Genomic DNA, 21,529 nt, shown 5'->3' with positions numbered 1-21,529 from the left:
GTCCGGTACGTCCGCGCCGTGCGGAGGCGTACCGGACCGGAGGGCTCAGGCGGACCGGTGGCGCAGGACCGCGTACGCGCCGGTGGTGGCGAGCACGGTCAGGGTCAGGACCATGCCGGTGGCGGCCAGGTGCAGCGGCCAGAACCCGTGCAGGGGGCCGCGCAGTGGCAGCCACAGCCGGCGCAGGTACAGCCGCACGGCCAGGGTGGCGGCGCAGGCGGCGGCGAGCGCGGGGAGCGTACGGCGCAGGGCCAGTCCGGCGAGGGTGCCCGTGGCCAGCGCGCACAGCGTGAGCGCGGGCAGCAGTGGGCCGCGCGAAACGAAGACACGGTCCCAGGACCAGTGGGAGACCAGGACGTCCTGGTCGGCGGACCACACCGTGTTGTACACCAGGGCGAGCACGGCGGTGCCGGCGAGCAGGGGCAGCGCGGCCGTGGCCAGCTTCGCGGTCAGCCAGCGGACCGGGGTGGCGCCCTGGGTCCAGGCGAGCGCGGCGGTGCCGGACTCCAGTTCGCGGCCGATCAGGGCGGCCCCGGCCCAGGCGGCCACCGCGCAGGGGGCGTAGGAGAGGGCTTCGCCGAGGAGGTTCATGACGTTGCCCGTGTCGGTGAACGCGGAGTACACGCACCAGCGTCCGGGCGCGCAGGACCGGTCCCGGGGCGCCGCCGAGTAGTGGACCCAGAGCAGTCCGCCGGCCCCGAGGGCCACGAGCGCGGTCCACACGAGCAGGGCCGGGCGGTGCAGCCGCAGCAGGGTGCGGCCGATGGCCGGGCGGACGGCGGCCGGGCGGGCGGTGGCGGGGGTGGCGGTCATGCGGTCGTGCCTCCGGTGGCGGTCGCGCCCGCGGTGGTGGCCGTGGCCGGTCCGGTCAGCCGGCGCAGGGCCAGGAAGCAGCCGAGGACGAGCAGCCCGGCCACGGCGAGGACCAGCGCGCTGGTGGTGAGCTGGAGCGGCCAGTAGTGGGAGAAGGGGTGGTAGGTGTGCCAGTAGCCGGTGGAACCGGCGTACGCCTTGTCGCAGGCCTCGAAGGAGCCGCACCGGGGGACGGGTACGTGGGCGCCGGTGCCGGTGATCATGCCCTGGTCGACGGTGAGGCCGGAGCCGGTGAATCCCTGGTCCGTCGTGGAGACGCGGGTGGCGGCGGGCCACAGGTGCGGCAGCGCGAACTCGGCCAGGCCCCGGACGCCGGCGGCGACGACCGTGCCGACCAGGAGCGCGGGCAGGGTGCGGCGGAGCAGCAGCCCGGCGAGGACGCCGGCGGCGAGCCCGGCGAGGGTCAGGGCGACGATGCTGGGGCCACCCGCGTGGAAGGTCCAGCGGTCGGACCACGGCTTGGCGGTGTCGATGCGGCCGCGGCCCGCGTTCCAGGCCGAGTGGTGCAGCCAGAACAGCAGCGTGGTCCCGGCGGTGACGGCGAGGGCCGGCACGGCCAGCCGGACCGCCAGCCAGCGCGCCGGTGACGCGCCCTGCGTCCAGGACAGCAGGGCGGTGCCGGACTCCAGTTCCCGGCCGGTGAGGGCGGCGCCGGCCCAGGCGGCCACCAGGAGGGGCAGCGCGTTCAGCGCGTAGGTGGCGTAGCCGTAGTAGTCCTTGTAGCGCAGGATCGCGGCCTGGTCGTAGTGGCACCGCTCACCGGCGCAGGCGTTGTACTGCCGCCAGGCCTCGGCGGCGGCGTCGGTGAGCGGGCCGCGCAGGGCGAGCAGCAGGGCCGCCAGGACGAGCACCAGGCCCGCCCACCCGTACAGCGCGGGCCGGTGCAGGCGCAGCACCCAGCGGGACAGGCGCGGGCTCGTGGCGGCCGGCGCCGGGGTGGTGCCGGTCAGAGCGGCGGTCATGCGGCACTCTCCTCGGTCAGGCCCGGCGCGCCGGGGTTGCGCAGGTGGGCGAGGACCAGGTCCTCCAGTGAGGGGGCGGAGGCGCTCCAGTCGCCGGGGAGCGGTGCGGCCGGGCGGATCAGCGCGGTGAGCTGGCGGCCGGTGACCCGGGACTCCACGACGGTGTGCCCGCCGAGGGCGGTGGTGTCGGCGGCGCCGGTCACCCGCAGATGGGCGCCGAGCAGGTCGTCGATCTCGCCGGCCAGCCGGATCCGGCCACCACCGACCAGCAGCAGGTGGTCGCAGGAGTCCTCCAGCTCGGCGACGACGTGCGACGACATCACGATGGTGGTGCCGTACTGGGCGGCCTCGGCCATCAGCGTGCCCATCAGCTCGTGCCGGGCCAGCGGGTCCAGGTCGGCCATGGGTTCGTCGAGGAGCAGCAGGCCGGGCCGCTTGCCGAGGGCGAGGGCGAGGGCCACGCGGGTGCGCTGGCCGCCGGACAGGGAGCGGACGCGGGACTTGGGGTCCAGGTCACCGCCCGCGACGACCTGCTCGGCGACGGCCGCGTCCCAGCGGCCGGGGTTGAGGTCGGCGCCCATGCGCAGTGTCTCGGCGATGGTGAGCTGCGGGTAGAGCGGCTTGTCCTGGGCGACGAAGCCGACCTGGGGCCGGGCGGCGGCGGGTGTGGTGCCGAGGACGCTGATGGTGCCCTCGGTGGGGGCGGTGAGGCCGGCGGCCAGGGCCAGCAGCGTGGACTTGCCGGCGCCGTTGGGGCCGACGACGGCGCACACGCGCCCGGTGGGCAGCCGGAACGAGCAGTCCCGCAGGGCCCAGGCCCCGCGGCGGCCGAACCGTTTCCCGAGAGCCTCGGCCCTCAACGCCGTGTCGCTGCTCATGACGGATCTCCCTGGAAGTGCTTGTCGAGTACGGCGGTGAAGAGTGCGGCCACGTCGTCCCGCTCCAGCCCGGCGGCGCGGGCGTTGCGTGCCCACTGCTCCAGTTCGGTGCGCAGCGGGGAGTCGGCGGGGGCGGTGCCGAGGGACCGGCGCACGAAGGTGCCGAGTCCGCGCCGCGCCTCCACGAGGCCCTCGCGTTCCAGCTCCCGGTAGGCCTTCAGGACGGTGTTGGGGTTGATGGCGGTGGCCTCCACCACTTCGCGTGCCGTCGGCAGCCGGTCACCCGGTTCCAGCAGGCCCATGCGGAGCGCCTGCTTGGTCTGCTGGACGATCTGCACGTAGGTGGCCACGCCGCTGTGCCGGTCGATGCGGTATTCGACCATCGCTGCACCACCCTTTCACTAATCAAGTAGTGAAAGGGTGGTGCAAGGGTGCGCCAAAGTCAACTTCTCTCCGCCGGACCCCGGCTCCGGATGCCGCCGGGGTCCCTCGCACGGGGGTGCGATCGGCGGGGCTCACGTCTCCGTGCGGTACATCAGGTCCGTCTCGTGGACCCGGAAGCCCAGGCGTTCGTAGACCGACACCGCCGCCTTGTTGTCGGCGTCGACGTAGAGCATCGCGGCCGGCAGCTGCTGGGCGGCCAGGTGGCGCAGGCCGATCGTGGTGAGGGCCTTGCCGAGGCCGCCGCCCTGCGCCCCGGGGCGCACGCCGACGACGTACACCTCGCCCAGCCCCTCCTCGGCGTGCGTCTTGGTCCAGTGGAAGCCGATCAGCTCCCCGTCCCGCTCGGCGAGGAAGAAACCGGCCGGGTCGAACCACGGCTCGGCCTTGCGGGCGTCCAGGTCCCGCTGGGTCAGCGAGCCCTGCTCCGGGTGGTGGGCGAAGGCGGCGGCGTTCACCGCGAGCCAGGCCGCGTCGTCCTTGCCGGGCGCGAAGGCGCGTACGGTCACGCCCTCGGGCAGCGTCGGGGCGGGCAGCTCCAGGTCGGTCAACGAGCGCCGCATCTGGCGCAGTTCGCGGAACAGGGTCAGTCCGAGGACCTGGGCGAGGTGCCGGGCGGCCGGGTGCCCGCCGTGCGCCCACACCCGCAGCCGCTTGCCGGAGGCGGCGAGCAGGGCCGAGCCCAGCGCCCGGCCGTGCCCGTGCCCGCGGTGCGCCGGGTGCACGACGAGCTCGGCGGCCGGTGCCTCCACCGGGTCGGTGTCCTCCAGCTGGGCGTAGCCGGCGGGCTCCCCGTCGACGGTCAGCAGCAGGTGGGAGACGCCCGGCCGGGCACCTCCGCGCAGCTGGAGCCGGCCCTGCTCGGACACCGGCTGCTGGCCGTCCACCCGGGCGGCCTCGCCGAGCAGGTGCAGCACGGCCTCGGCCCGGTCCGGAGTGAGCGCGGAGTAGGTCTCGATGGAGCGGGAGGGAAAGGCCCGTACGGTGTCGTCGCTGCTCATGCGTATGAGGGTACGGGGCGGGCGCCGGGAAGTGCCGAAACCAGGATGTGACCCTGAACCCCCTGTCGCGCTACGCGCGTTGACCCTAGGCTGCGCCGAGCCAGCACAGCCGACCCACAGGGGGGTCCCCATGCCAGCCGCGCCCCGGCGCACCGGACGTCGCACGTACGGTCTCCTCGCCACCGCCGCAGGCCTCGCCACGATGGCCGCGCTCACCACCGCGCTCCCGGCCGACGCGCACGACGGCGGGAGCCGTCCCGGCCGCTACCAGGACGTGCAGCTGCTCTCCTTCAACGACCTGCACGGCAACCTGGAGCCGCCGGCCGGCTCCTCCGGCCGGGTCGGCGAACTCCAGCCGGACGGTACGACGAAGACGGTCGACGCGGGCGGTGTCGAGTACCTCGCCACCCATCTCCGCCAGGCCCGTGCGGGCCACCCGTACTCGATCACCGCGGCCGGCGGCGACATGGTCGGCGCCTCCCCGCTGCTGTCGGGCCTGTTCCACGACGAGCCCACCGTCGAGGCGCTGAACAAGCTGGACCTGGACGTCACCTCGGTCGGCAACCACGAGTTCGACGAGGGCGCCCGGGAGCTGGCCCGCCTCCAGAACGGCGGCTGCCACCCCACGGACGGCTGCTACACCGGCAAGGCATTCCGGGGCGCGGACTTCCCCTACCTGGCCGCGAACGTCCTGGACGACAAGACCGGCAAGCCGATCCTGAAGCCGTACTGGATCTGGAAGAAGAAGGACGTCCGCATAGGCTTCATCGGGGTCACCCTCAAGGGCACCCCGGGCATCGTCTCGGCGGACGGCGTCAAGGGGCTGACCTTCAAGGGCGAGACCGAGACCATCAACAAGTACGCCAAGGTGCTCCAGCGCCAGGGCGTGCGGTCGATCGTGGCCCTCATCCACGAGGGCGGCTACCCGGCCTCCGGCAACTACAACTACGACTGCGACTCCCCGGGCGCCGGCGCCGGCCTGTCCGGCCCGATCGTGGACATCGCCAAGAACGTCACCCCGGCGGTGGACGCCCTGGTCACCGGCCACACCCACCAGGCGTACGTCTGCACGGTCCCCGACCCCTCCGGCCGGCCCCGCATGGTGACCTCCGCGGCCTCCTTCGGCCGGCTCTACACGGACACCACGCTGACGTACGACCGACGCACCGGCGACATCGCGCGTACGGCGGTGAAGTCTGCGAACCACGTGGTCACCCGGGACGTTCCCAGGGCGCCGGACATGACCGACCTGATCTCCCGCTGGAACACCCTGGCGGCCCCCATCGGCAACCGCCCCATCGGCTACATCTCCGCCGACGTCGACAGCACCGGCACCGAGTCCCCGATGGGCGACCTGATCGCCGACGCGCAGCTCGCCCACGGCCGCGCACTCGACCCGAGGACCAGCCTGGCCCTGATGAACCCCGGCGGGGTGCGGGCCGGCCTGACCTACGCGGCCAAAGGCACCGAGGGCGACGGCGTGGTCACCTACGCCGAGGGCTTCACGGTCCAGCCGTTCGCCAACACCGTCAACCTCCAGGACTTCACCGGCGCCCAGTTGATCCAGGTGCTGAAGGAGCAGGTGAGCGGGGTCAACGAGGCGGCGCCGAAGATCCTCCAACCGTCGGCGGGGCTGACGTACACGCTGGACCTGACGAAGTCGGGCGCGGACCGCGTGGTGACGGACTCGATCCGGCTGAACGGCACGCCGGTCGACCCGGCGGCCACCTACCGCGTCGCCACCAACAGCTTCCTCGCGGGCGGCGGCGACGGCTTCCCGACCCTGGGACAGGGCACGGGCGACCTGGTGGGCGGCGACGACCTGACCGCCCTGGCGGACTACCTGACGGCGCACTCGTCGGCGAGCAGCCCGATCGCCCCGCCGAAGGCCGACCGGATCACCGTCGTGCGGTGAGCCCCGGATGAGATCCCGGTGAGACCCCCTGGTGGCTCCGCGGCCGGGGTTCAGGACGCGGTGGGTGTCCAGTCGCCGAGCCAGTCGGCGACCTCCTGCTGGGCGGCCTGGGCGTCGGTCAGCAGGGGGCGGTCGGTGCTCGCCGGGCCCGCGCCCGGACCGGTGTTGCCGTACTCGGCGAAGCGGTCGTTCTTCCAGGAGAAGCCGCTCATGTCGGTCCAGGGAGCGGACTTGATCGCCGCGCTCAGGCGGGTGTCGCGGACGGTGGTCTGCGGGTCGAGCGTGGCGTCGCCGCCGGCGTGCCAGGGCCGCCCCAGGGAGAAGGTGCGGTCGGCGACGTCGCCGGTCACGGCCGAGTCGGTGATCAGGATGCCCTTGCGGCCGGCCGCGGTGCTGGGCGCGGTGACGTAGCCGGCGGAGCTGCCGTCCCACCGCTTCTTCAGGGTGATCACCGACCGGTCGAGCACGGCGGTGGCCCGCCCGAAGACGAAGTCCACGTTGCCGGTGACGTAAGAGCCGGTCAGGTAGACCCGGCCGAGTCTGTCCTTGGCGGCGGTGTCGAGGAGCAGCGTGTCCTGGTCGCCGCTGACGATGATCCCGTCGAGGAACACCTTGTCGGCGGCGGTGCGCAGGGCGACCGCCTGCTGGGCGATGTCCTGGTGGGCGCGTTCGTCGAAGTCGTTGGTGATGCTGAGGTTGCGGGCCTGGAAGTCGTCGGCCTCGACGGCGACGGTGGCGCTGCCGCCGGTGCCGTAGGTGCCCGACCCGTCGGGTTTCCTCGTGCCGGCGGCGTTGTCGTAGACGATGACGGTGTCCTTGCGGCTGGTGCCGGTCCCCCGGAGGGTGATGTGCGGCTTGTCCGCCGGGATGCGGACGGTCTCCCGGTAGGTGCCCGGCTTGACGGCGATGACGACCCGGGAGGGGTTGTTCACGGGTACGGCGTTCACGGCGGCCTGCACGGTCGAGTACCGGCCCGAGCCGTCCTTGGCGACGGTGAGCGTGGTGGCGGCCTTCGCCGTGGTGGCGGCCGTCGTGCCGAGCGATGCGCGCGGGCCGGCACCGGACCTCACGACGGACGGCACGTCGGCGGCCTTGTCGAGGGTGTAGCGGTAGTAGCTCCGGGGGTCCCAGGCGGCGCCCGTGCCCCCGCTCTCGTTGCGGCCGGTGGTGCCGGAGAAGACGTTGCCGCGCTGGACGAGGGTGGCGGTGGCGTCCCTGATCACCGGGTTGGTGATGCCCTGGAAGTAGCTGTTCTCCAGCAGCATGTCGGTCCTGCCGCGCGCGTAGTTGCCGTACGAGGAGGTGATCGCCGTGCCCGGGTCGTCCTCCAGGTAGTTGTTGTACAGGTGCGCGTGGGCGACGTTGTCCGTGGACGGGTTGCGCTGTTCGGTCTCGCGGATCCAGTTGTGGTGGATCGTGATGTCGGCGGTGGTGTGCTCGGTCCAGCCGATGCCGAACGCCTTGTTCTCCTGGCCGAGCCGGTTGAAGGACACGGTCAGGTAGGTGGTGTCCTTGCGGCTGTCGATGAGTCCGTCGGCCATGTGCCGGATGTCGTTGTGGTCGATCCAGACGTGGTGGGCGCCGTCCATCTGGATGCCGTCGAAGTCGTGTTCCTTGTCGTTCCACACGCCTTGGTAAGCGTCCCGGATGGTCAGGTTCCGGATGATGACGTTGTGGATGCCCCGGCCGAGGAAGAAACCGCCGCCGACGATCTGTCCCGAGGTGCCGGAACCGATGATCGTCTTGTCGGAGGCGACCTTGATCTCCTTGCCGACCGGGTCCATCGTGATCGCCGCGGCGACGACGATGACGTACGGCTTGTCGGCCGTGGCGTACTTCTCCAGGTCGGCGAGTGTCCGCACGGTGACGATCGAGCCGTCCCGGCCGCCGTACGTGCCGTTCTGCCCGAGGGCGTTCACCGAGGCGAAGCCGTCCGCGGTGGCGGTGGCCCAGGCCGGCGCGGACGCGGGGGCGGCGGAGGCCCGCGACTGGGCACCGGGTCCGAGGAAGCCGTAGCCGAGGGCGCCGCCGGCGGCGAGCGCGAGCGGCAGCCCGAACGCGAGCGCCGTACGGCTTCTGCGGTGCCGGGCGCGAGGGGGGCGGGGGACGCGGGGGCTCATGGGCGGCTCCAGTCGGTGATCCGGGCGGGTGCTGCTGTGCAGTCGCCGCGGGCCGGGGGAAGGTTGCCGCCCGGGAGGCAGCCGGTCCGGCGGCCGTGGGGCTGCCGGACCGGCGTGGGGCTCAGCCGGCCGGTGTCTCCGGCGGCGGGGTCGGCGCCCCCGGCAGCCGTACGGTCGCCACCGTGCCGCCGCCCTCCGCGCGGGCCAGGGTGACCTCGCCGCCCGCCTGCCGGACCGTACGGGCGACGATGGACAGGCCGAGGCCCGAGCCGGGCAGGGCGCGGGCGCTGGGGGAGCGCCAGAACCGGTCGAAGACGTAGGGGAGTTCGTCCTCGGGGATGCCGGGTCCGTGATCGCGGATCGTCAGCTCGCCCCCGCTCAGCCGCACGTCGACCGTGCCGCCCCCGGGGCTGAACTTCACGGCGTTGTCGAGGATGTTGACGACCGCCCGCTCCAGCGCGGAGGGTTCCGCCCGGACGAACCAGGGCTCCAGGTCGGCGGTGATCTTCAGTTCCGGGCCGCGCAGCCGTGCCCGGCGCAGGGCCGCCTCGACCGCGTCCTGGAACGCGGTGACCTGGACCCGCTCGCCGCGCTGGCTCTCCGTGCGGGACAGCTCCTGGAGGTCGCCGATGAGGGCGGCCAGTTCGGTCATCTGCGCCTTCACCGAGGCGAGCAGCGCCCTGCGGTCCGCCGGCGGGATCGGACGGCCGGTCTCCTCGCTGCGGCTGAGGAGCTCGACGTTCGTCCGCAACGACGTCAGCGGCGTGCGCAGTTCGTGGCCGGCGTCCGCGATCAGCTGCTGCTGGAGGTCGCGGGAGCTGGCCAGGGAGGCGGTCATCGAGTTGAACGACCGGGAGAGCCGGGCCACCTCGTCCTCGCTGTCGTCCTGGACGGGGATGCGGATCGTCAGGTCCTCGGTGCGGGCCACGTGTTCCACGGCCTCGGTGAGCTTGTCGACCGGGCGCAGCCCGGCCCGGGCGACCGCGAGGCCGGCGGCTCCGGCACCGACGACACCGATCGCGGACACCAGGAGCAGGACCAGGGCGAGATCGTCGAGGGTCTTCTCGGTGCTCTTGAGCGGCAGGGCGACGAGCACGCCGATGTTGGGTCCGCGCCCGCCGCTCGCGGTGGAGGTGGGTCCGAACGGCTGGGTGAGCACCCGCAGCTCGTTGCCCCCGCTGTCGGTCCCGTTGCGGAAGTAGATGACTCCGGGCTTCAGGTCCGCGATCTCGGACTTGTCGCCCTGGGTGACCCGGATCCTGCCCGAGGCGCCGCCGAACAGGCAGACCCGGCCGTCCTCGGTGACCACCTGGGAGTACCGGTCCCGGAACAGGCCGTCGCTGGGCGGGGTGTCGGCGCAGTTGTCGAGGGTGTCCTGGAGCTGGTTCATCTGGGCCGTGCCCCGAAGCGTCTTCTTCAGGTCCTCGTCCAGCTGGTTGTACAGCTTGCCCTGCACGATGAACCAGCACGTCACCGAGACCGCCGCCACCGCGAACGCGACCGCCGCCGCGACCAGCATCGCCAGCCGGGCGCGGATCGGCAGCCCCCGGTAGCGGCGCACCAGCTGGTTCACTCGGCGCCGCCCTGGCGCAGGACGTATCCCACGCCGCGCACGGTGTGCACGAGGCGGGGCTCGCCGCCGGCCTCGGTCTTGCGGCGCAGGTACATGACGTAGACGTCGAGGGAGTTGGACGACGGCTCGAAGTCGAAGCCCCAGACGGCCTTGAGGATCTGCTCACGGGTGAGGACCTGGCGCGGATGGGCCATGAACATCTCCAGGAGCGTGAACTCGGTGCGGGTCAGTTCCACCTGCCGGGTACCGCGGGTCACCTCCCGGGTCGACAGGTCCATGCGCAGGTCGGCGAAGGTGAGGGCGTCGTCCTGCTGGGCCTCGGCGGACACGGTGACCGCGTAGGAGCTGCGGCGCAGCAGGGCGCGGATGCGGGCGAAGAGTTCGTCCAGCTCGAACGGCTTGACGAGGTAGTCGTCCGCGCCCGCGTCCAGGCCGGTGACCCGGTCGCCGACCGTGTCGCGGGCCGTGAGCATCAGGATCGGGGTGGTGTCACCGGTGCCGCGGATGCGGCGGGCCGCGGTCAGGCCGTCCATGCGCGGCATCTGGATGTCGAGGACGACCAGGTCCGGGCGGTAGGCGGTGGCCTTGTCCAGGGCGTCCGCGCCGTCGACGGCGACCTCGGTGTCGTACCCCTCGAAGGCGAGGCTGCGCTGGAGTGCCTCGCGTACGGCCGGTTCGTCGTCGACGATCAGGATGCGCTGGGGGTCACGGTCGCCTTCGGCGGGGCTCATCGATCGCGGTTTCCTCGGGGTGTGGTGGGTGGCCCGGTCGGGGCTTCCAGCCTCGCACGGTCCCGGGCCGGACAGCGGGCAGGCGGGGCCTCAGACGCCGAGCGCGCTCAGGCTGCGCATCGTGTTGAGCCGGTTCAGCGGCACCTTGCGCCGGTGCGGCCGGGCGGCGGAGATGCGCAGGCCCATCAGCTCGGGGACGGGGGCGGGGACGACCTCGGGGGCGCGGGCGGTCCCGGCGGCCGCGTGCAGATCGTGCGCGACCGAGAGGGCGACGGTCAGGTCGGCCGGGCCGCGGCCCGCTTCCTGGTGCGAAACCTGCTGGATCATGACCTGCTCCCTGCTGGCTGGACGGACGCCGGCCGGACGGGTGCCGGCCGGGCGGCCGTCAGTTCTGTGCACCCGACCTGAGCTTGGCCAGGTCGGACTTGACGGTGTTGACGGGGATGGCGAAGCCGAGGCCGACGCTGCCCGCGTCCGAGGACGAGGACGACTGCGCGCTCGACGCGTACATCGCGGAGTTGATGCCGATGATGTGACCGCTCGCGTCGATCAGGGCACCGCCGGAGTTGCCGGGGTTCAGGGACGCGTCGGTCTGGATGGCCTTGTACGTGGTGGTGGACGAGCCGGTGTCGCCGTTGAACTCACGGCCGCCGAACTGGAACGGCCACTGTCCGTCGCCGCCCTGGCCCTGGCCCTGGCTCTCCTCGGTGGGCACGGTGACGTCCCGGTTCAGGGCGGAGACGATGCCGCTGGTGACGGTGCCGGTCAGGCCCTCGGGGGAGCCGATCGCGACGACCGTGTCACCGACCTGGACGCTGCCGGAGTCGCCGAGCGCGGCCGTCCTCAGACCCGAGGCGCCCTGGAGCCTGATCAGGGCGAGGTCCTTGGAGCTGTCGGTGCCGACGACCCGGGCGGGATAGCTTCTGCCGTCGCTGGTGCGCACCTTGACCGAGGTGGCGCCGGAGATGACGTGATTGTTGGTGACGATCTCGCCGCCGGAGGTGATGACCACACCGGAGCCGGTGGAGGTGCCGTTGCGCAGCGTCGCGTTGATCTCGACCACGCTGGGGCTGACCGCCGCGGCGATCGCGGCGACGTCGCCCTTCTTGGCGGCCGGCACCACGGTGGTGCTGCTGCCGGCGACGGCGACGGTGTCCGTGCCGGCCAGCTCCTGGAAGGCGTAGGCGGTGCCGCCGCCGACGGCCGCCGCGACGATCGCGACCGCCGCGAGCAGGGCCACCGGCCTGCGGGCGCGCTTCTGCGGAGGCGTCGGCTCCGGGGCGCCGGCCGCCGTCACCGGCGCGTACGGCGGCGGGGGCGGCCACTCGGGGTTCACGGGAGCGGAGTAGCTGTGCTGCTGGGGGTACGCGCCCTGGGTGTCGTCGTACCCGTACTCGCCGCTGCGGCGGATGCTCTCGGTCATGACAGAAGGGTCCCCCGCGACCATGAGAGCTTCCTGAGTGCACCCTGAGAAGCCCGGCAGAAGCTCGTTCGCCCGATATGAGGGCGTGCCGGGGGCGGTCAGCCCAGGCAGCCGCAGGAGGTCCGCACCACGAGCCGGGACGGGAACGTCTTCAGCCGCTCGCGCCGCGACCCGGCGACGCGCAGCCCGTCGTCCAGCACCAGGTCGACCGCCGCCCGGGCCATCGCCGAGCGGTCGGAGGCGACCGTGGTCAGCGGCGGATCGGCGAGCGCGGCCTCCTTGATGTCGTCGAAGCCGGCCACCGCGAGCTTCCCGGGCACGTCGATGCGCAGCTCGCGCGCGGCCCGCAGCAGGCCGATCGCCTGGTCGTCGGTGGAGCAGAACACCGCGGGCGGCCGGTCCGGACCGGCGAGCAGCTCCAGGGCGACGCGGTAGGCGTCGTAACGGTTGTACGGCGCCTCGAACAGCCGGCCCTCGGTGGACAGGCCGGCCTCGGCCATGGCCCGCCGCCAGCCCTCGACATGGTCGGACACCGGGTCGCCGACGGCCGGCGTCTGTGCCGTGCCGCCCATGCAGGCGACGTACTCGTAGCCGTGTTCCAGCAGGTGGCGCACGGCGAGGTGGGCGCCGCCGAGGTCGTCCGTCACCACGGCGACGTCGTCGATGGCCTCCGGGCGTTCGTGCAGCAGCACCACCCGGGCGTCCCAGGCGTCGATCTCGGCGGCGGCGCTGTCGTTCAGCGCGTGGGAGACGAGGATGAGCCCGGAGACCCGCATGCCGAGGAAGGCGCGCAGGTAGTGGACCTCGCGCTCGCCGATGTAGTCGGTGTTGCCGACGAGGACCATTTTCCCGCGCTCGGAGGCGGCCTGCTCGACCGCGTGCGCCATCTCGCCGAAGAACGGCTGGCGGGCGTCCGGGATGATCAGGCCTATGAGGTCCGTGCGGCGGGACGCCATCGCCTGGGCGACCCGGTCGGGCCGGTACCCCAGCTCCTTGATCGCGGCGAGTACACGCTCGCGCGTGGCCGGTGCGACCGGCCGGGGTCCGTTGTTGATGACATAACTGACGACGGCGGTGGAGGTCCCCGCCAGCCGTGCCACATCATCCCGAGTCACCTTGGCCACGCGCGGAGTCTACGCGGATTGACCCGCCCTGGGCAGGGCGTATCACATCCCGGCCGACCGGTCCCCGGACCCCGCCGCCCGGCCCTACGCCTCCGCGTGGATCTCGACGCCGTCCAGGACGGTGGTCGGCGTGCCCTCTGTCCGGGCCCCGCCCGTCCTGGCCTGTGCCTCGTCGGCGGGGCGCTCGGGCTTGTCGGCGGAGCGCTCGGGCTTCTCGGGCGTGACGAAGCGGTAGCCGACGTTGCGTACGGTCCCGATCAGCGACTCGTGCTCCGGGCCGAGCTTGGCCCGCAGCCGCCGTACGTGCACGTCGACCGTACGGGTGCCGCCGAAGTAGTCGTAGCCCCAGACCTCCTGGAGCAGCTGGGCGCGGGTGAAGACCCGGCCCGGGTGCTGGGCGAGGTACTTGAGCAGCTCGAACTCCTTGAAGGTCAGGTCGAGGACCCGGCCCTTGAGCTTCGCGGAGTACGTCGCCTCGTCCACCGAGAGGTCGCCGTTGCGGATCTCCATCGGGGAGTCGTCGTTGACGATCTGCTGGCGGCCCATGGCCAGCCGCAGCCTCGCCTCGACCTCCGCGGGACCGGCCGTGTCTAGGAGCACGTCGTCGATACCCCAGTCGGCGGTGACGGCGGCGAGGCCGCCCTCGGTGACCACGAGGATCAGCGGACAGCCGGGTCCGGTGGACCGCAGCAGCTGGCACAGGCTGCGCACCTGTGGGAGGTCGCGGCGGCCGTCGACCAGGATCACGTCGGCGCCCGGGGTGTCCACCAGCGCGGGGCCCTCCGCCGGGGCGACCCGCACGTTGTGCAGGAGCAGGCCGAGGGCGGGAAGCACCTCCGTCGACGGCTGGAGGGCGTTGGTCAGGAGCAGCAGAGAACTCATACGTCTGGTTCCTCCTCGGTCCCTGCGAGGACGTGTGCGGTGCGGCACTGCTCTGCGATCCCGAAGGCCCCGTACACCCGCGGTCACCTGAGGTATCCCGCTTCGTATACAACGCTTCCGAAAGCACGAAAGGACCCGGGGGCTACGCTGCCCGAGTCCTCTGCCCAGCAGAATAGCCCACATGAGCAACCGTTCGGCGGGTCATGCGGCAGGTTCCACCATTCGTCCGAATGCCGAGACAGGCAGACGGGGCCCTATCCGGACGTTCCTGCGCACGGCCGACGGAATCGCGGTCGAGGCCGTATACGATCCCGGCGCCGCCGTGCCCTCGGCATCCCCGGACGACTCCCGTGCTCCCGCCCGTGATCTGGTGTTCGTGATCGCCCACGGGTTCACCGGCGACGTGGACCGGCCGCACGTGCGCCGGGTGGCACGCGTCCTGCGCGCTCACGGCGCGGTCGTCACGTTCTCCTTCCGCGGTCACGGCCGGTCCGGCGGCCGGTCCACGGTCGGTGACAAAGAGGTGCTGGACCTCGCCGCCGCCGTGGAGTGGGCCCGCGGCCTCGGGCACGCGCGCGTGGTGACCGTCGGCTTCTCCATGGGCGGCTCGGTCGTCCTGCGGCACGCGGCACTGCACCCGGGCACGGTCGGCGCCGTGGTCTCGGTGAGTTCACCGGCCCGCTGGTACTACCGGGGCACGGCCCCCATGCGCCGCCTGCACTGGCTGGTCACCCGCCCCGCGGGCCGCCTGGTCGGCCGCTACGGCCTGCGCACGCGCATCCATCACCGGGACTGGAACCCCGTACCGCTCTCCCCGGTGCAGGCGGTCCCGCGGATCGCCCCGACGCCGCTGCTGGTCGTGCACGGCGACCGGGACGGCTACTTCCCCCTCGACCACCCCCGGATGCTCGCCGGGGCGGCCGGTGACCACGCGGAACTCTGGGTCGAGGCGGGCATGGGCCACGCGGAGAACGCGGCGGACGACGCCCTGCTGGCCCGGATCGGGGACTGGGCGGTGTCGGCGGCGGGCTAGCCTGACCCCACACTGTCTTCGTCCATGTCTTTTCCTGCCGTCGAGTGAGGATCGAGATGCCCAAGGTCACGGTGCGGTACTGGGCCGCCGCCAAGGCCGCGGCCCAGGTCGCCGAGGAGCCGTACGAGGCGGACACACTGGCCGACGCGCTGGCCGCCGTGCGCGCGCGCCACCCCGGTGAGCTGACGCGCGTGCTGAAGCGGTGCTCGTTCCTCGTCGACGGCGACCCGGCCGGGACCCGAGCGCATGAGACGGTACGGCTGGCCGAGGGCGGCACGGTCGAGGTGCTCCCGCCGTTCGCAGGAGGGTGAGCATGACCGACCAGCCGTATCAGGGCGGCCCCTACGAGGGCTACGACCAGCAACAGCAGCAGCACTGGCCCGGGCACGAGCCGCAGCAGGGGCAGCAGCCCGGGCACGATCCGGAGCTCACCCAGCAGTGGCAGGGCCAGACCTGGGAGACGCAGACGCACGCGCCGCTGCCGGACCCGGCGTACCCGCCGCGGCAGGAGCAGCAGCCGTACCCCCAGCCGGCGTACCGGCAGCCGTACGGCCACGAGCCGTACCAGGAGGAGCAGTACCCGCCGTACGAGGGCTCGTACGGCGGCGGTTCGCCCGGCGGCGGTTCCTACGGCGGCGGTGCGTACGGGGAGGCCTACGCCCCCGCGCAGCACCCCGAACCGGCTCCGGCTCCGGCACCGGCCCGGATCCCGGCACCCGTGCCCGCATCCGCCGCTGCTCCCGCGCCGGAGGCCGAGGAGGAGCCGGAGTACGGTCCCGCCACCCTCGCCGGCAACGCGCGGATCACCGACGCCCAGCGGGCCCGCCTGGAGGGCCGCTCACCGGTCATCGAGCCCGGCATGCAGCCCGCGGCGCTCACCGCCGTACTGGGCCTGCTGCTGGCCGTGACGGCGCCGATCGCCTCCTACGCGCTCGTCGTGCCGCTCGTGGTGCTCCAGGCGGTGACGGCGGCGGGCTGGTTCCGGCTGAACGGCATGTGGCCGGCCCGGCAGGGCATCGCGCTGGCCTTCGCGGGCGCGCTGACCGCCGACGTGGCCGTCCTGGCGGCCGGCCCCGACCACGCCCTGGTGGCGATCCTCGGCTCGCTCGGCCTGTGGGTCCTGCTGTCCCTCGTCCTCCAGCTGCGCTCGCACGCCTCGGCGGACGAGCGGATCTACGGCCTGATGGCGACGGTCGCCTCGGCGGCGCTCGCCGTACTGGCGACCGGGTTCCTGGCAGCCGGCACGCACGCGGTGTCGGTGGGCGCGGCGGCGGTGGCGGTGGCCGTCCTGGCCCGCGCCCTGCCCCTGCCGACCCCGGCCTCGGTCGCGGTGTCCGTGCTGGCCGCGGCGGGTGCGGGGATCGCCGTCGGCACGATGACCGGTTTCGGCACGACGGGGGCGCTGCTGGGCGGGGCCGCCGGGGTGTGCGCGCTGATCGGCCACCGGGTCGCGAGCTACGACTACCCGTCCCGCTTCGTCCACTTCACGGCCGGCGTGGCCCTGCCCCTGTCGGCGGCGGCACCGGTGGTGTGGCTGCTGGGACGGGCGCTGGGCCACTAGACGATCGATTCCAAGGGTTGGTGGTCGTAGGCGATCAGTGAGCGCAGGACGGGCTGTCCGCTCCGCACCGCCGCGGCGGAGTGGGGTGCGGGTCAGGCGGGGTGCGGCAGGAGTGTGGTGAGGAGGGTCCGGGTGCGGCGCTCGATCTCGTCGCGGATCGGCCGGACGGCCTCGACGCCCTGGCCGGCGGGGTCGTCGAGGTCCCAGTCGAGGTAGGTCTTGCCGGGGAAGACGGGGCAGGTGTCGCCGCAGCCCATCGTGATCACCACGTCGGACGCCCGGACGGCCTCGACGGTCAGGACCTTCGGTGTCTCGGCCGACATGTCGATGCCGGCCTCCGCCATCGCCTGTACGGCGGCCGGGTTCACGGCGCCGGCCGGTGCCGATCCGGCGGAGCGGACCTCGACCCGCCCCTCGGAGAGGTGGGTGAGGAAGGCGGCGGCCATCTGGGAGCGACCGGCGTTGTGGACGCACACGAACAGCACGGACGGCTTGGGTTCAGACACGGGCGGGACCTTCCGGAGCGGTGACCGATTCGGCCGCCGGGGCGGGCTGGGGGAAGAAGCGGCGGGCGGCGAGGGCGACGTACACCAGGCCGATGAGGACGGGTACCTCGATGAGGGGGCCGACGACTCCGGCGAGGGCCTGCCCGGAGGTGGCGCCGAACGTGGCGATGGCGACCGCGACGGCCAGCTCGAAGTTGTTGCCCGCGGCGGTGAACGCCAGCGTCGTCGCCCTCGGGTGGTCGAGTCCGACCGCGCGGCCGGCGGCCATGGACCCGGCCCACATCAGCGCGAAGTACGCCAGCAGCGGCAGCGCGATCCGGGCGACGTCCAGTGGCCGGGAGGTGATGGCGTGGCCCTGGAGGGCGAAGAGCACGACGATGGTGAACAGCAGCCCGTACAGGGCGAACGGGCCGATCCGGGGGATCAGCTTCGTCTCGTACCAGGTACGGCCCTTGGCCTTCTCGCCGATGCGGCGGGTGAGGAACCCGGCCAGCAGCGGGATGCCGAGGAAGACCAGTACGGAGCGGGTGATCTCCCACACCGACACGTGCAGCGCGGTCTGCTCCAGTCCGAGCCGGCCGGGCAGCACGCTGAGGTAGAACCAGCCCAGCGCGGAGAACGCGATCACCTGGAACACGGAGTTCAGCGCCACCAGGACGGCGGCGGCCTCGCGGTCGCCGCAGGCGAGGTCGTTCCAGATGACGACCATGGCGATGCAGCGGGCGAGCCCGACGATGATCAGCCCGGTGCGGTACTCGGGCAGGTCCGGCAGGAAGAGCCAGGCGAGCGCGAACATCAGCGCCGGGCCGACGATCCAGTTCAGCACCAGCGACGGGATCAGCAGGCGGCGGTCGCGGGTGACGGTGTCGAGGCGGTCGTAGCGGACCTTCGCCAGGACCGGGTACATCATCACCAGCAGCCCGAGCGCGATCGGCAGCGAGACCCCGGTGACGGTGACCTTCGCGAGCGCGTCCCCCAGGCCCGGGACGAGGCGGCCCAGGCCGAGGCCGGCGGCCATCGCGGCGAGGATCCACACGGCGAGGAACCGGTCCAGGAACGACAGCCGGCCGGCGACCGGTCCGGCGGGCACGGCTGTGCGGGTGCTCACGAGGCTGCCCCGGCCGTCCCGGGCAGAGGCGTTCCGGTGGGGCGGGTGAGGATGGCGGCCAGCTGGTCGGTCGTCTCGGGCAGCAGCCGGTAGTACACCCACGTCCCGCGCCGTTCGGAGTCGATCAGTCCGGCCTGCTTCAGCAGCTTCAGGTGATGCGAGATCGTGGGCTGCGACAGGTCGAAGGCGGGGGTGAGGTCGCAGACGCAGACCTCGCCGCCCGCCCGTGAGGCGATCAGCGACAGCAGCCGCAGCCGCACCGGGTCGCCCAGCGCCTTGAACACCCTCGCCAGCGTCTCGGCCCGGTCCTCGGCCAGGGGAGCGGTCAGCAGGCCGGGGCAGCATCCGTCGGCGCCGTCCCGGCCGAGCACCGCGAGCTCTTGTTTCGACATGCCTCTATGTTGATGTTTTTCGATTCAAGGCGCAAGCTTGCATCGACAGACATCAATACAACCTGTCCGGAGTGATCGTCATGTCCCGTGTCCAGCTCGCGCTCAACGTCGCCGACCTCGAAGCGTCCGTCGCCTTCTACTCCAAGCTGTTCGGTGTCGAGCCCGCCAAGCGGCGCCCCGGCTACGCCAACTTCGCGATCACCACCCCGCCGCTCAAGCTCGTCCTCATCGAGGGCGAGCCCGGCCGGGAGACCCGCCTCGACCACCTCGGCGTCGAGGTCGGCACCACCGGCGAGGTCACCGCCGCCACCACCCGCCTCAAGGACGCGGGGCTCGCGACCTTCGAGGAGAACGACACGTCCTGCTGCTACGCCGTGCAGGACAAGGTGTGGGTCCACGGCCCCGGCAAGGAGCCGTGGGAGGTGTACGTCGTCAAGGCCGACGCCGAGGGGATGGGCAAGAGCCCGACGGGCGGAGCCGCCGGGTGTGCGTGCTGACCGGCCCCCGGGGGCGCGGATGCCGCGCGGGGCGTTCCGGACGGCACGGGGCGGCCGGTGCCCGCACGGTCAGCAGCCGGTCGCCTCGCGCAGGCCGCGGAAGAAGGCGCGGACGTCCCCGACGAGCAGGTCCGGCTGCTCCATCGCGGCGAAGTGGCCTCCCCGGTCGAACTCCGTCCAGCGGACGATGTTGTCGGTGCGTTCGGCGATGTGGCGCAGGGCGAGGAAGTTCTCGTGGGGGAAGGAGGCGAACGCGGTGGGGACGGTCGAGGGCTCGGGTGCTTCTCCCCGGTAGGCCGCGTGGGCGCGCTCGTAGTAGATGCGCGCGGAGGAGCCGGCGGTCCCGGTCAGCCAGTACAGCATCACGTTGGTCAGGAGATGGTCGCGGTCGACGGCGTCCTCCGGCCGGTCGGCGGAGTCCGTCCACTCCTTGAACTTCTCGGCGATCCAGGCGAGCTGGCCGACGGGTGAGTCGGAAAGCGCGTAGGCGAGGGTCTGCGGTCGCGTGGACTGGATGTCCGCGTAACCCTGCTCGTCGCGGCTCCACGCCCGCATCCGCTCCCAGGAGGCCCGGGCGCGCTCCCGTTCCGCGGGGCCGAGGGTGGCGAGTTCCGCCTGTGACGGCTCGGCCGTGGCCCCGGCGCCGGGAATGAGGTTCAGATGGACGCCGATGACGTGGTCGGGGCGGATGCGGCCCAGTTCGCGGGAGACGGCCGCTCCCCAGTCACCGCCCTGAGTTCCGTAACGGTGATGGTCCAGGCGGCGCATCAACTCGGCGAACGCGGCCGCGACACGGCGGTACTCCCAGCCGCTCTCGCGGGTGGGGCCGGAGAACCCGAAGCCGGGGATGCTCGGCAGGACCAGATGGAAGGCGTCCGCCGGGTCGGCGCCGTGCGCCCGGGGGTCGGTGAGCGGTCCGGCGATCCGCTCGAACTCGACGATGGACCCCGGCCAGCCGTGCGTGATGATCAGCGGCGTGGCATCCGGTTCCGGCGAGCGGATGTGCGCGAAGTGGATGTTCGCGCCGTCGATCGTGGTCGTGAACTGCGGCCACCGGTTCAGGCGGGCCTCCGCCGCCCGCCAGTCGTACTCGTGCCGCCAGTAGTGCGCGAGTTCCCGCAGGTAGTCACGCGGAACACCGTAGGACCAGCCGACGCCGGGCAGTTCGTCCGGCCAGCGGGTGCGGTCGAGGCGGTACCTCAGGTCGTCCAGATCGCTGTCCGGGACCGCAATGCGGAACGGTCGGATCATCCGAGCGGACTCGCGTCCTTGATCCCGGACACGAAGGCCACCCAGGTGCTCGCCCGGAAGACGAGGGCCCCACGGGCGGGGGCCTTGCTGTCACGGACGGGGACGACGGAGGGGAGGTTGTCGGCTACCTCCAGGCACTCGCCGCCGTCCGAGTTGCTGTAGCTGCTCCTGCGCCAGGCCGCGCCCAGGAAGTCGTCGGAGACTTCGACGCAGTCGCCGCCCGTAGTGTTGCTGCGGCTGCTCCTGCGCCACGTCGCTTCGCTCAGGTCGATGACTCGCAAGGCTCCTCCAACATCCGCAGGATGAACGTCTGCGACTCAGCCGGGTACAGCGACAAGTCGCGCACCGCATCATAAGTGCGCTGCAAATGCTCAACCTCGTTGTTTTTCTCGATCAGTTCGCCACGTACATCGTTCTCGGTGTAGGCAACGGTACGACCGTCCAACAGTCGCAAGAACTTCACAGCGGTGTTCATCAGGCCATGAGGACCGGCACTGAAAGGCAACACGTGAAGCGTGATGTTCGGCCGCTCCGACGCCTCTGCCAGGTACTCCATCTGTTCCCGCCAAGCCCTCGTGTCACGTAGGGGAGTCCGCAGCACCGCTTCGGAGAGGATGACGCGAAACGGCGGAGCATCGTCACCTTCCAGCAGCATTCGTCGCCCTACACGCGCCTCGACCTGCTGCTCCAGCTCTGACCCCTTGAGGCCGCCTGCCGCCAGCGCCTCGCGCGCGTAACCAGCCGTCTGCAGAAGGCCAGGTGGTGCGCTCACCGCGTAGTGCCACAGGCTCATCGCCTCGGCCTCCAGCACCATGTAGCGCCGATACTGCTCCTTGAACTGCGTCGGGTCGGCGACCGCCAGTTCCCACAGGGTCACCAGCAGCCCCGGTGTCCCGTAGAACTGGTCCAGTGCCTGTACGACCTCCGGGCCGCCCAGGGTCTGGCCGCTCTCCATCTTGCTGAACTGGGACGAGTCCCAGCCCACCTCCTTGGCGAGGTCCCGCAGGGAGAGGCCGCGTTCGCCGCGGAGGCGCCGTAGCTCCTCGGTGAACCGAGCCCTCGGCTCCTGGCTCCGTCCCGTGATCACCAGCCGTTGTGGCATCGCACTCCTGTTGAATTTGTTGAATTTGGTGGCCGCAACGTTGAATTTGGGCCTCTCAACAGCTCAAACGCGCTTTCCGTGGGCCATGCTCGTAGGCATTCCGAACACGCAGGGTAGTCCTACGTATGCGCTGCGCTCAGGCGTTCATGGAAAGGA

23 protein-coding genes are annotated in these 21,529 nt (G+C 72.3%); 5 read left to right on the top strand and 18 right to left on the bottom strand.

Going from position 1 to position 21,529, the window contains the following annotated elements; translation table 11 throughout:
• Positions 1–45: 45 nt before the first annotated feature.
• From ACGFT1_RS34480 to mshD, 5 genes are all read right to left on the bottom strand, one after another.
• The gene (locus ACGFT1_RS34480; RefSeq protein WP_373912926.1) at positions 46–813 is read right to left on the bottom strand and encodes a hypothetical protein; all 768 of its coding nucleotides are present in this window, start codon (positions 811–813) and stop codon (positions 46–48) included.
• Positions 810–1,835 carry an ABC transporter permease gene (locus tag ACGFT1_RS34475; protein ID WP_373912925.1) on the bottom strand — a complete coding sequence of 342 codons (1,026 nt, stop codon included), beginning with the start codon at positions 1,833–1,835 and terminating at the stop codon, positions 810–812. Before ACGFT1_RS34475 ends, ACGFT1_RS34480 begins: the two co-directional genes overlap by 4 nt.
• Positions 1,832–2,713 (bottom strand): ABC transporter ATP-binding protein, encoded by an 882-nt coding sequence (locus ACGFT1_RS34470; RefSeq protein ID WP_373912924.1) that lies wholly within the window; start codon positions 2,711–2,713, stop codon positions 1,832–1,834. The genes ACGFT1_RS34475 and ACGFT1_RS34470 overlap by 4 nt, the downstream gene beginning before the upstream one ends.
• On the bottom strand, positions 2,710–3,096 hold the full coding sequence (locus ACGFT1_RS34465) for a GntR family transcriptional regulator (protein ID WP_373912923.1): 387 nt from the start codon (positions 3,094–3,096) through the stop codon (positions 2,710–2,712). The genes ACGFT1_RS34470 and ACGFT1_RS34465 overlap by 4 nt, the downstream gene beginning before the upstream one ends.
• Before the next feature lie 132 nt (positions 3,097–3,228).
• Positions 3,229–4,155, bottom strand: a complete 927-nt coding sequence (mshD, locus tag ACGFT1_RS34460) for a mycothiol synthase (RefSeq protein WP_373912922.1) — start codon at positions 4,153–4,155, stop codon at positions 3,229–3,231.
• A gap of 130 nt (positions 4,156–4,285) precedes the next feature.
• On the opposite strand from mshD, the gene ACGFT1_RS34455 reads away from it, so the two are divergent.
• Positions 4,286–6,070: a bifunctional UDP-sugar hydrolase/5'-nucleotidase gene (locus tag ACGFT1_RS34455; RefSeq protein ID WP_373912921.1), complete on the top strand. Its 1,785-nt coding sequence runs from the start codon at positions 4,286–4,288 to the stop codon at positions 6,068–6,070.
• A 50-nt stretch (positions 6,071–6,120) separates the two neighbouring features.
• Here the strand turns inward: ACGFT1_RS34455 and ACGFT1_RS34450 are convergent, their stop codons facing one another.
• The 7 genes from ACGFT1_RS34450 to ACGFT1_RS34420 all read right to left on the bottom strand — a co-directional run bounded on the left by ACGFT1_RS34450 (position 6,121) and on the right by ACGFT1_RS34420 (position 13,923).
• Positions 6,121–8,190, bottom strand: coding sequence for a pectinesterase family protein (locus ACGFT1_RS34450; protein WP_373912920.1), 2,070 nt, complete (start codon positions 8,188–8,190; stop codon positions 6,121–6,123).
• Between the two features lie 121 nt (positions 8,191–8,311).
• Positions 8,312–9,763 carry an ATP-binding protein gene (locus ACGFT1_RS34445; protein WP_373912919.1) on the bottom strand — a complete coding sequence of 484 codons (1,452 nt, stop codon included), beginning with the start codon at positions 9,761–9,763 and terminating at the stop codon, positions 8,312–8,314.
• Positions 9,760–10,494 carry a response regulator transcription factor gene (locus tag ACGFT1_RS34440; protein ID WP_373912918.1) on the bottom strand — a complete coding sequence of 245 codons (735 nt, stop codon included), beginning with the start codon at positions 10,492–10,494 and terminating at the stop codon, positions 9,760–9,762. Before ACGFT1_RS34440 ends, ACGFT1_RS34445 begins: the two co-directional genes overlap by 4 nt.
• A gap of 90 nt (positions 10,495–10,584) precedes the next feature.
• Positions 10,585–10,821 (bottom strand): hypothetical protein, encoded by a 237-nt coding sequence (locus ACGFT1_RS34435; RefSeq protein ID WP_373912917.1) that lies wholly within the window; start codon positions 10,819–10,821, stop codon positions 10,585–10,587.
• A 58-nt stretch (positions 10,822–10,879) separates the two neighbouring features.
• Positions 10,880–11,917 carry a S1C family serine protease gene (locus tag ACGFT1_RS34430; protein WP_373912916.1) on the bottom strand — a complete coding sequence of 346 codons (1,038 nt, stop codon included), beginning with the start codon at positions 11,915–11,917 and terminating at the stop codon, positions 10,880–10,882.
• Positions 11,918–12,015: 98 nt separating this feature from the next.
• The gene (locus ACGFT1_RS34425; protein ID WP_373912915.1) at positions 12,016–13,041 is read right to left on the bottom strand and encodes a LacI family DNA-binding transcriptional regulator; all 1,026 of its coding nucleotides are present in this window, start codon (positions 13,039–13,041) and stop codon (positions 12,016–12,018) included.
• Between the two features lie 84 nt (positions 13,042–13,125).
• Complete coding sequence (locus ACGFT1_RS34420; RefSeq protein ID WP_373912914.1) at positions 13,126–13,923, bottom strand: response regulator transcription factor; 798 nt, start codon at positions 13,921–13,923, stop codon at positions 13,126–13,128.
• Positions 13,924–14,104: 181 nt separating this feature from the next.
• Between ACGFT1_RS34420 and ACGFT1_RS34415 the strand changes: the two genes are divergently transcribed.
• Genes ACGFT1_RS34415 through ACGFT1_RS34405 form a run of 3 tightly spaced genes read left to right on the top strand, consistent with a single transcriptional unit; the run spans position 14,105 to position 16,517 of the window.
• Complete coding sequence (locus tag ACGFT1_RS34415) at positions 14,105–14,956, top strand: alpha/beta hydrolase family protein (RefSeq protein WP_373912913.1); 852 nt, start codon at positions 14,105–14,107, stop codon at positions 14,954–14,956.
• 56 nt (positions 14,957–15,012) lie between these two features.
• Complete coding sequence (locus ACGFT1_RS34410) at positions 15,013–15,267, top strand: MoaD/ThiS family protein (protein WP_356818073.1); 255 nt, start codon at positions 15,013–15,015, stop codon at positions 15,265–15,267.
• A gap of 2 nt (positions 15,268–15,269) precedes the next feature.
• A complete protein-coding gene (locus ACGFT1_RS34405; RefSeq protein ID WP_373912912.1) occupies positions 15,270–16,517 on the top strand; it encodes a hypothetical protein in 1,248 nt (415 codons plus the stop codon).
• A 92-nt stretch (positions 16,518–16,609) separates the two neighbouring features.
• Here the strand turns inward: ACGFT1_RS34405 and ACGFT1_RS34400 are convergent, their stop codons facing one another.
• From ACGFT1_RS34400 to ACGFT1_RS34390, 3 genes are read right to left on the bottom strand one after another with little or no spacing between them, the layout of a single operon-like run.
• Complete coding sequence (locus ACGFT1_RS34400; RefSeq protein WP_373912911.1) at positions 16,610–17,023, bottom strand: arsenate reductase ArsC; 414 nt, start codon at positions 17,021–17,023, stop codon at positions 16,610–16,612.
• The gene (gene arsB, locus ACGFT1_RS34395) at positions 17,016–18,131 is read right to left on the bottom strand and encodes an ACR3 family arsenite efflux transporter (RefSeq protein WP_373912910.1); all 1,116 of its coding nucleotides are present in this window, start codon (positions 18,129–18,131) and stop codon (positions 17,016–17,018) included. The genes ACGFT1_RS34400 and arsB overlap by 8 nt, the downstream gene beginning before the upstream one ends.
• A complete protein-coding gene (locus ACGFT1_RS34390) occupies positions 18,128–18,523 on the bottom strand; it encodes an ArsR/SmtB family transcription factor (RefSeq protein ID WP_373912909.1) in 396 nt (131 codons plus the stop codon). The genes arsB and ACGFT1_RS34390 overlap by 4 nt, the downstream gene beginning before the upstream one ends.
• Before the next feature lie 80 nt (positions 18,524–18,603).
• Between ACGFT1_RS34390 and ACGFT1_RS34385 the strand changes: the two genes are divergently transcribed.
• A complete protein-coding gene (locus tag ACGFT1_RS34385) occupies positions 18,604–19,020 on the top strand; it encodes an ArsI/CadI family heavy metal resistance metalloenzyme (protein WP_373912908.1) in 417 nt (138 codons plus the stop codon).
• Positions 19,021–19,089: 69 nt separating this feature from the next.
• On the opposite strand, the gene ACGFT1_RS34380 is transcribed toward ACGFT1_RS34385, so the two are convergent.
• The 3 genes from ACGFT1_RS34380 to ACGFT1_RS34370 are packed head-to-tail and all read right to left on the bottom strand — an operon-like array spanning position 19,090 to position 21,373.
• On the bottom strand, positions 19,090–20,271 hold the full coding sequence (locus ACGFT1_RS34380; protein ID WP_373912907.1) for an epoxide hydrolase family protein: 1,182 nt from the start codon (positions 20,269–20,271) through the stop codon (positions 19,090–19,092).
• Positions 20,268–20,552 (bottom strand): DUF397 domain-containing protein, encoded by a 285-nt coding sequence (locus ACGFT1_RS34375; protein WP_373912906.1) that lies wholly within the window; start codon positions 20,550–20,552, stop codon positions 20,268–20,270. The genes ACGFT1_RS34380 and ACGFT1_RS34375 overlap by 4 nt, the downstream gene beginning before the upstream one ends.
• Positions 20,534–21,373 carry a helix-turn-helix transcriptional regulator gene (locus ACGFT1_RS34370; protein ID WP_373912905.1) on the bottom strand — a complete coding sequence of 280 codons (840 nt, stop codon included), beginning with the start codon at positions 21,371–21,373 and terminating at the stop codon, positions 20,534–20,536. Before ACGFT1_RS34370 ends, ACGFT1_RS34375 begins: the two co-directional genes overlap by 19 nt.
• Between the last annotated feature and the right edge of the window lie 156 nt (positions 21,374–21,529).

This window comes from Streptomyces sp. Y20, assembly GCF_043195475.1.
Classification (GTDB): Bacteria; Actinomycetota; Actinomycetes; order Streptomycetales; family Streptomycetaceae; genus Streptomyces.
Note: the sequence above shows the minus strand (reverse complement) of the source record. Positions and strands in the feature narration are given on the sequence as shown.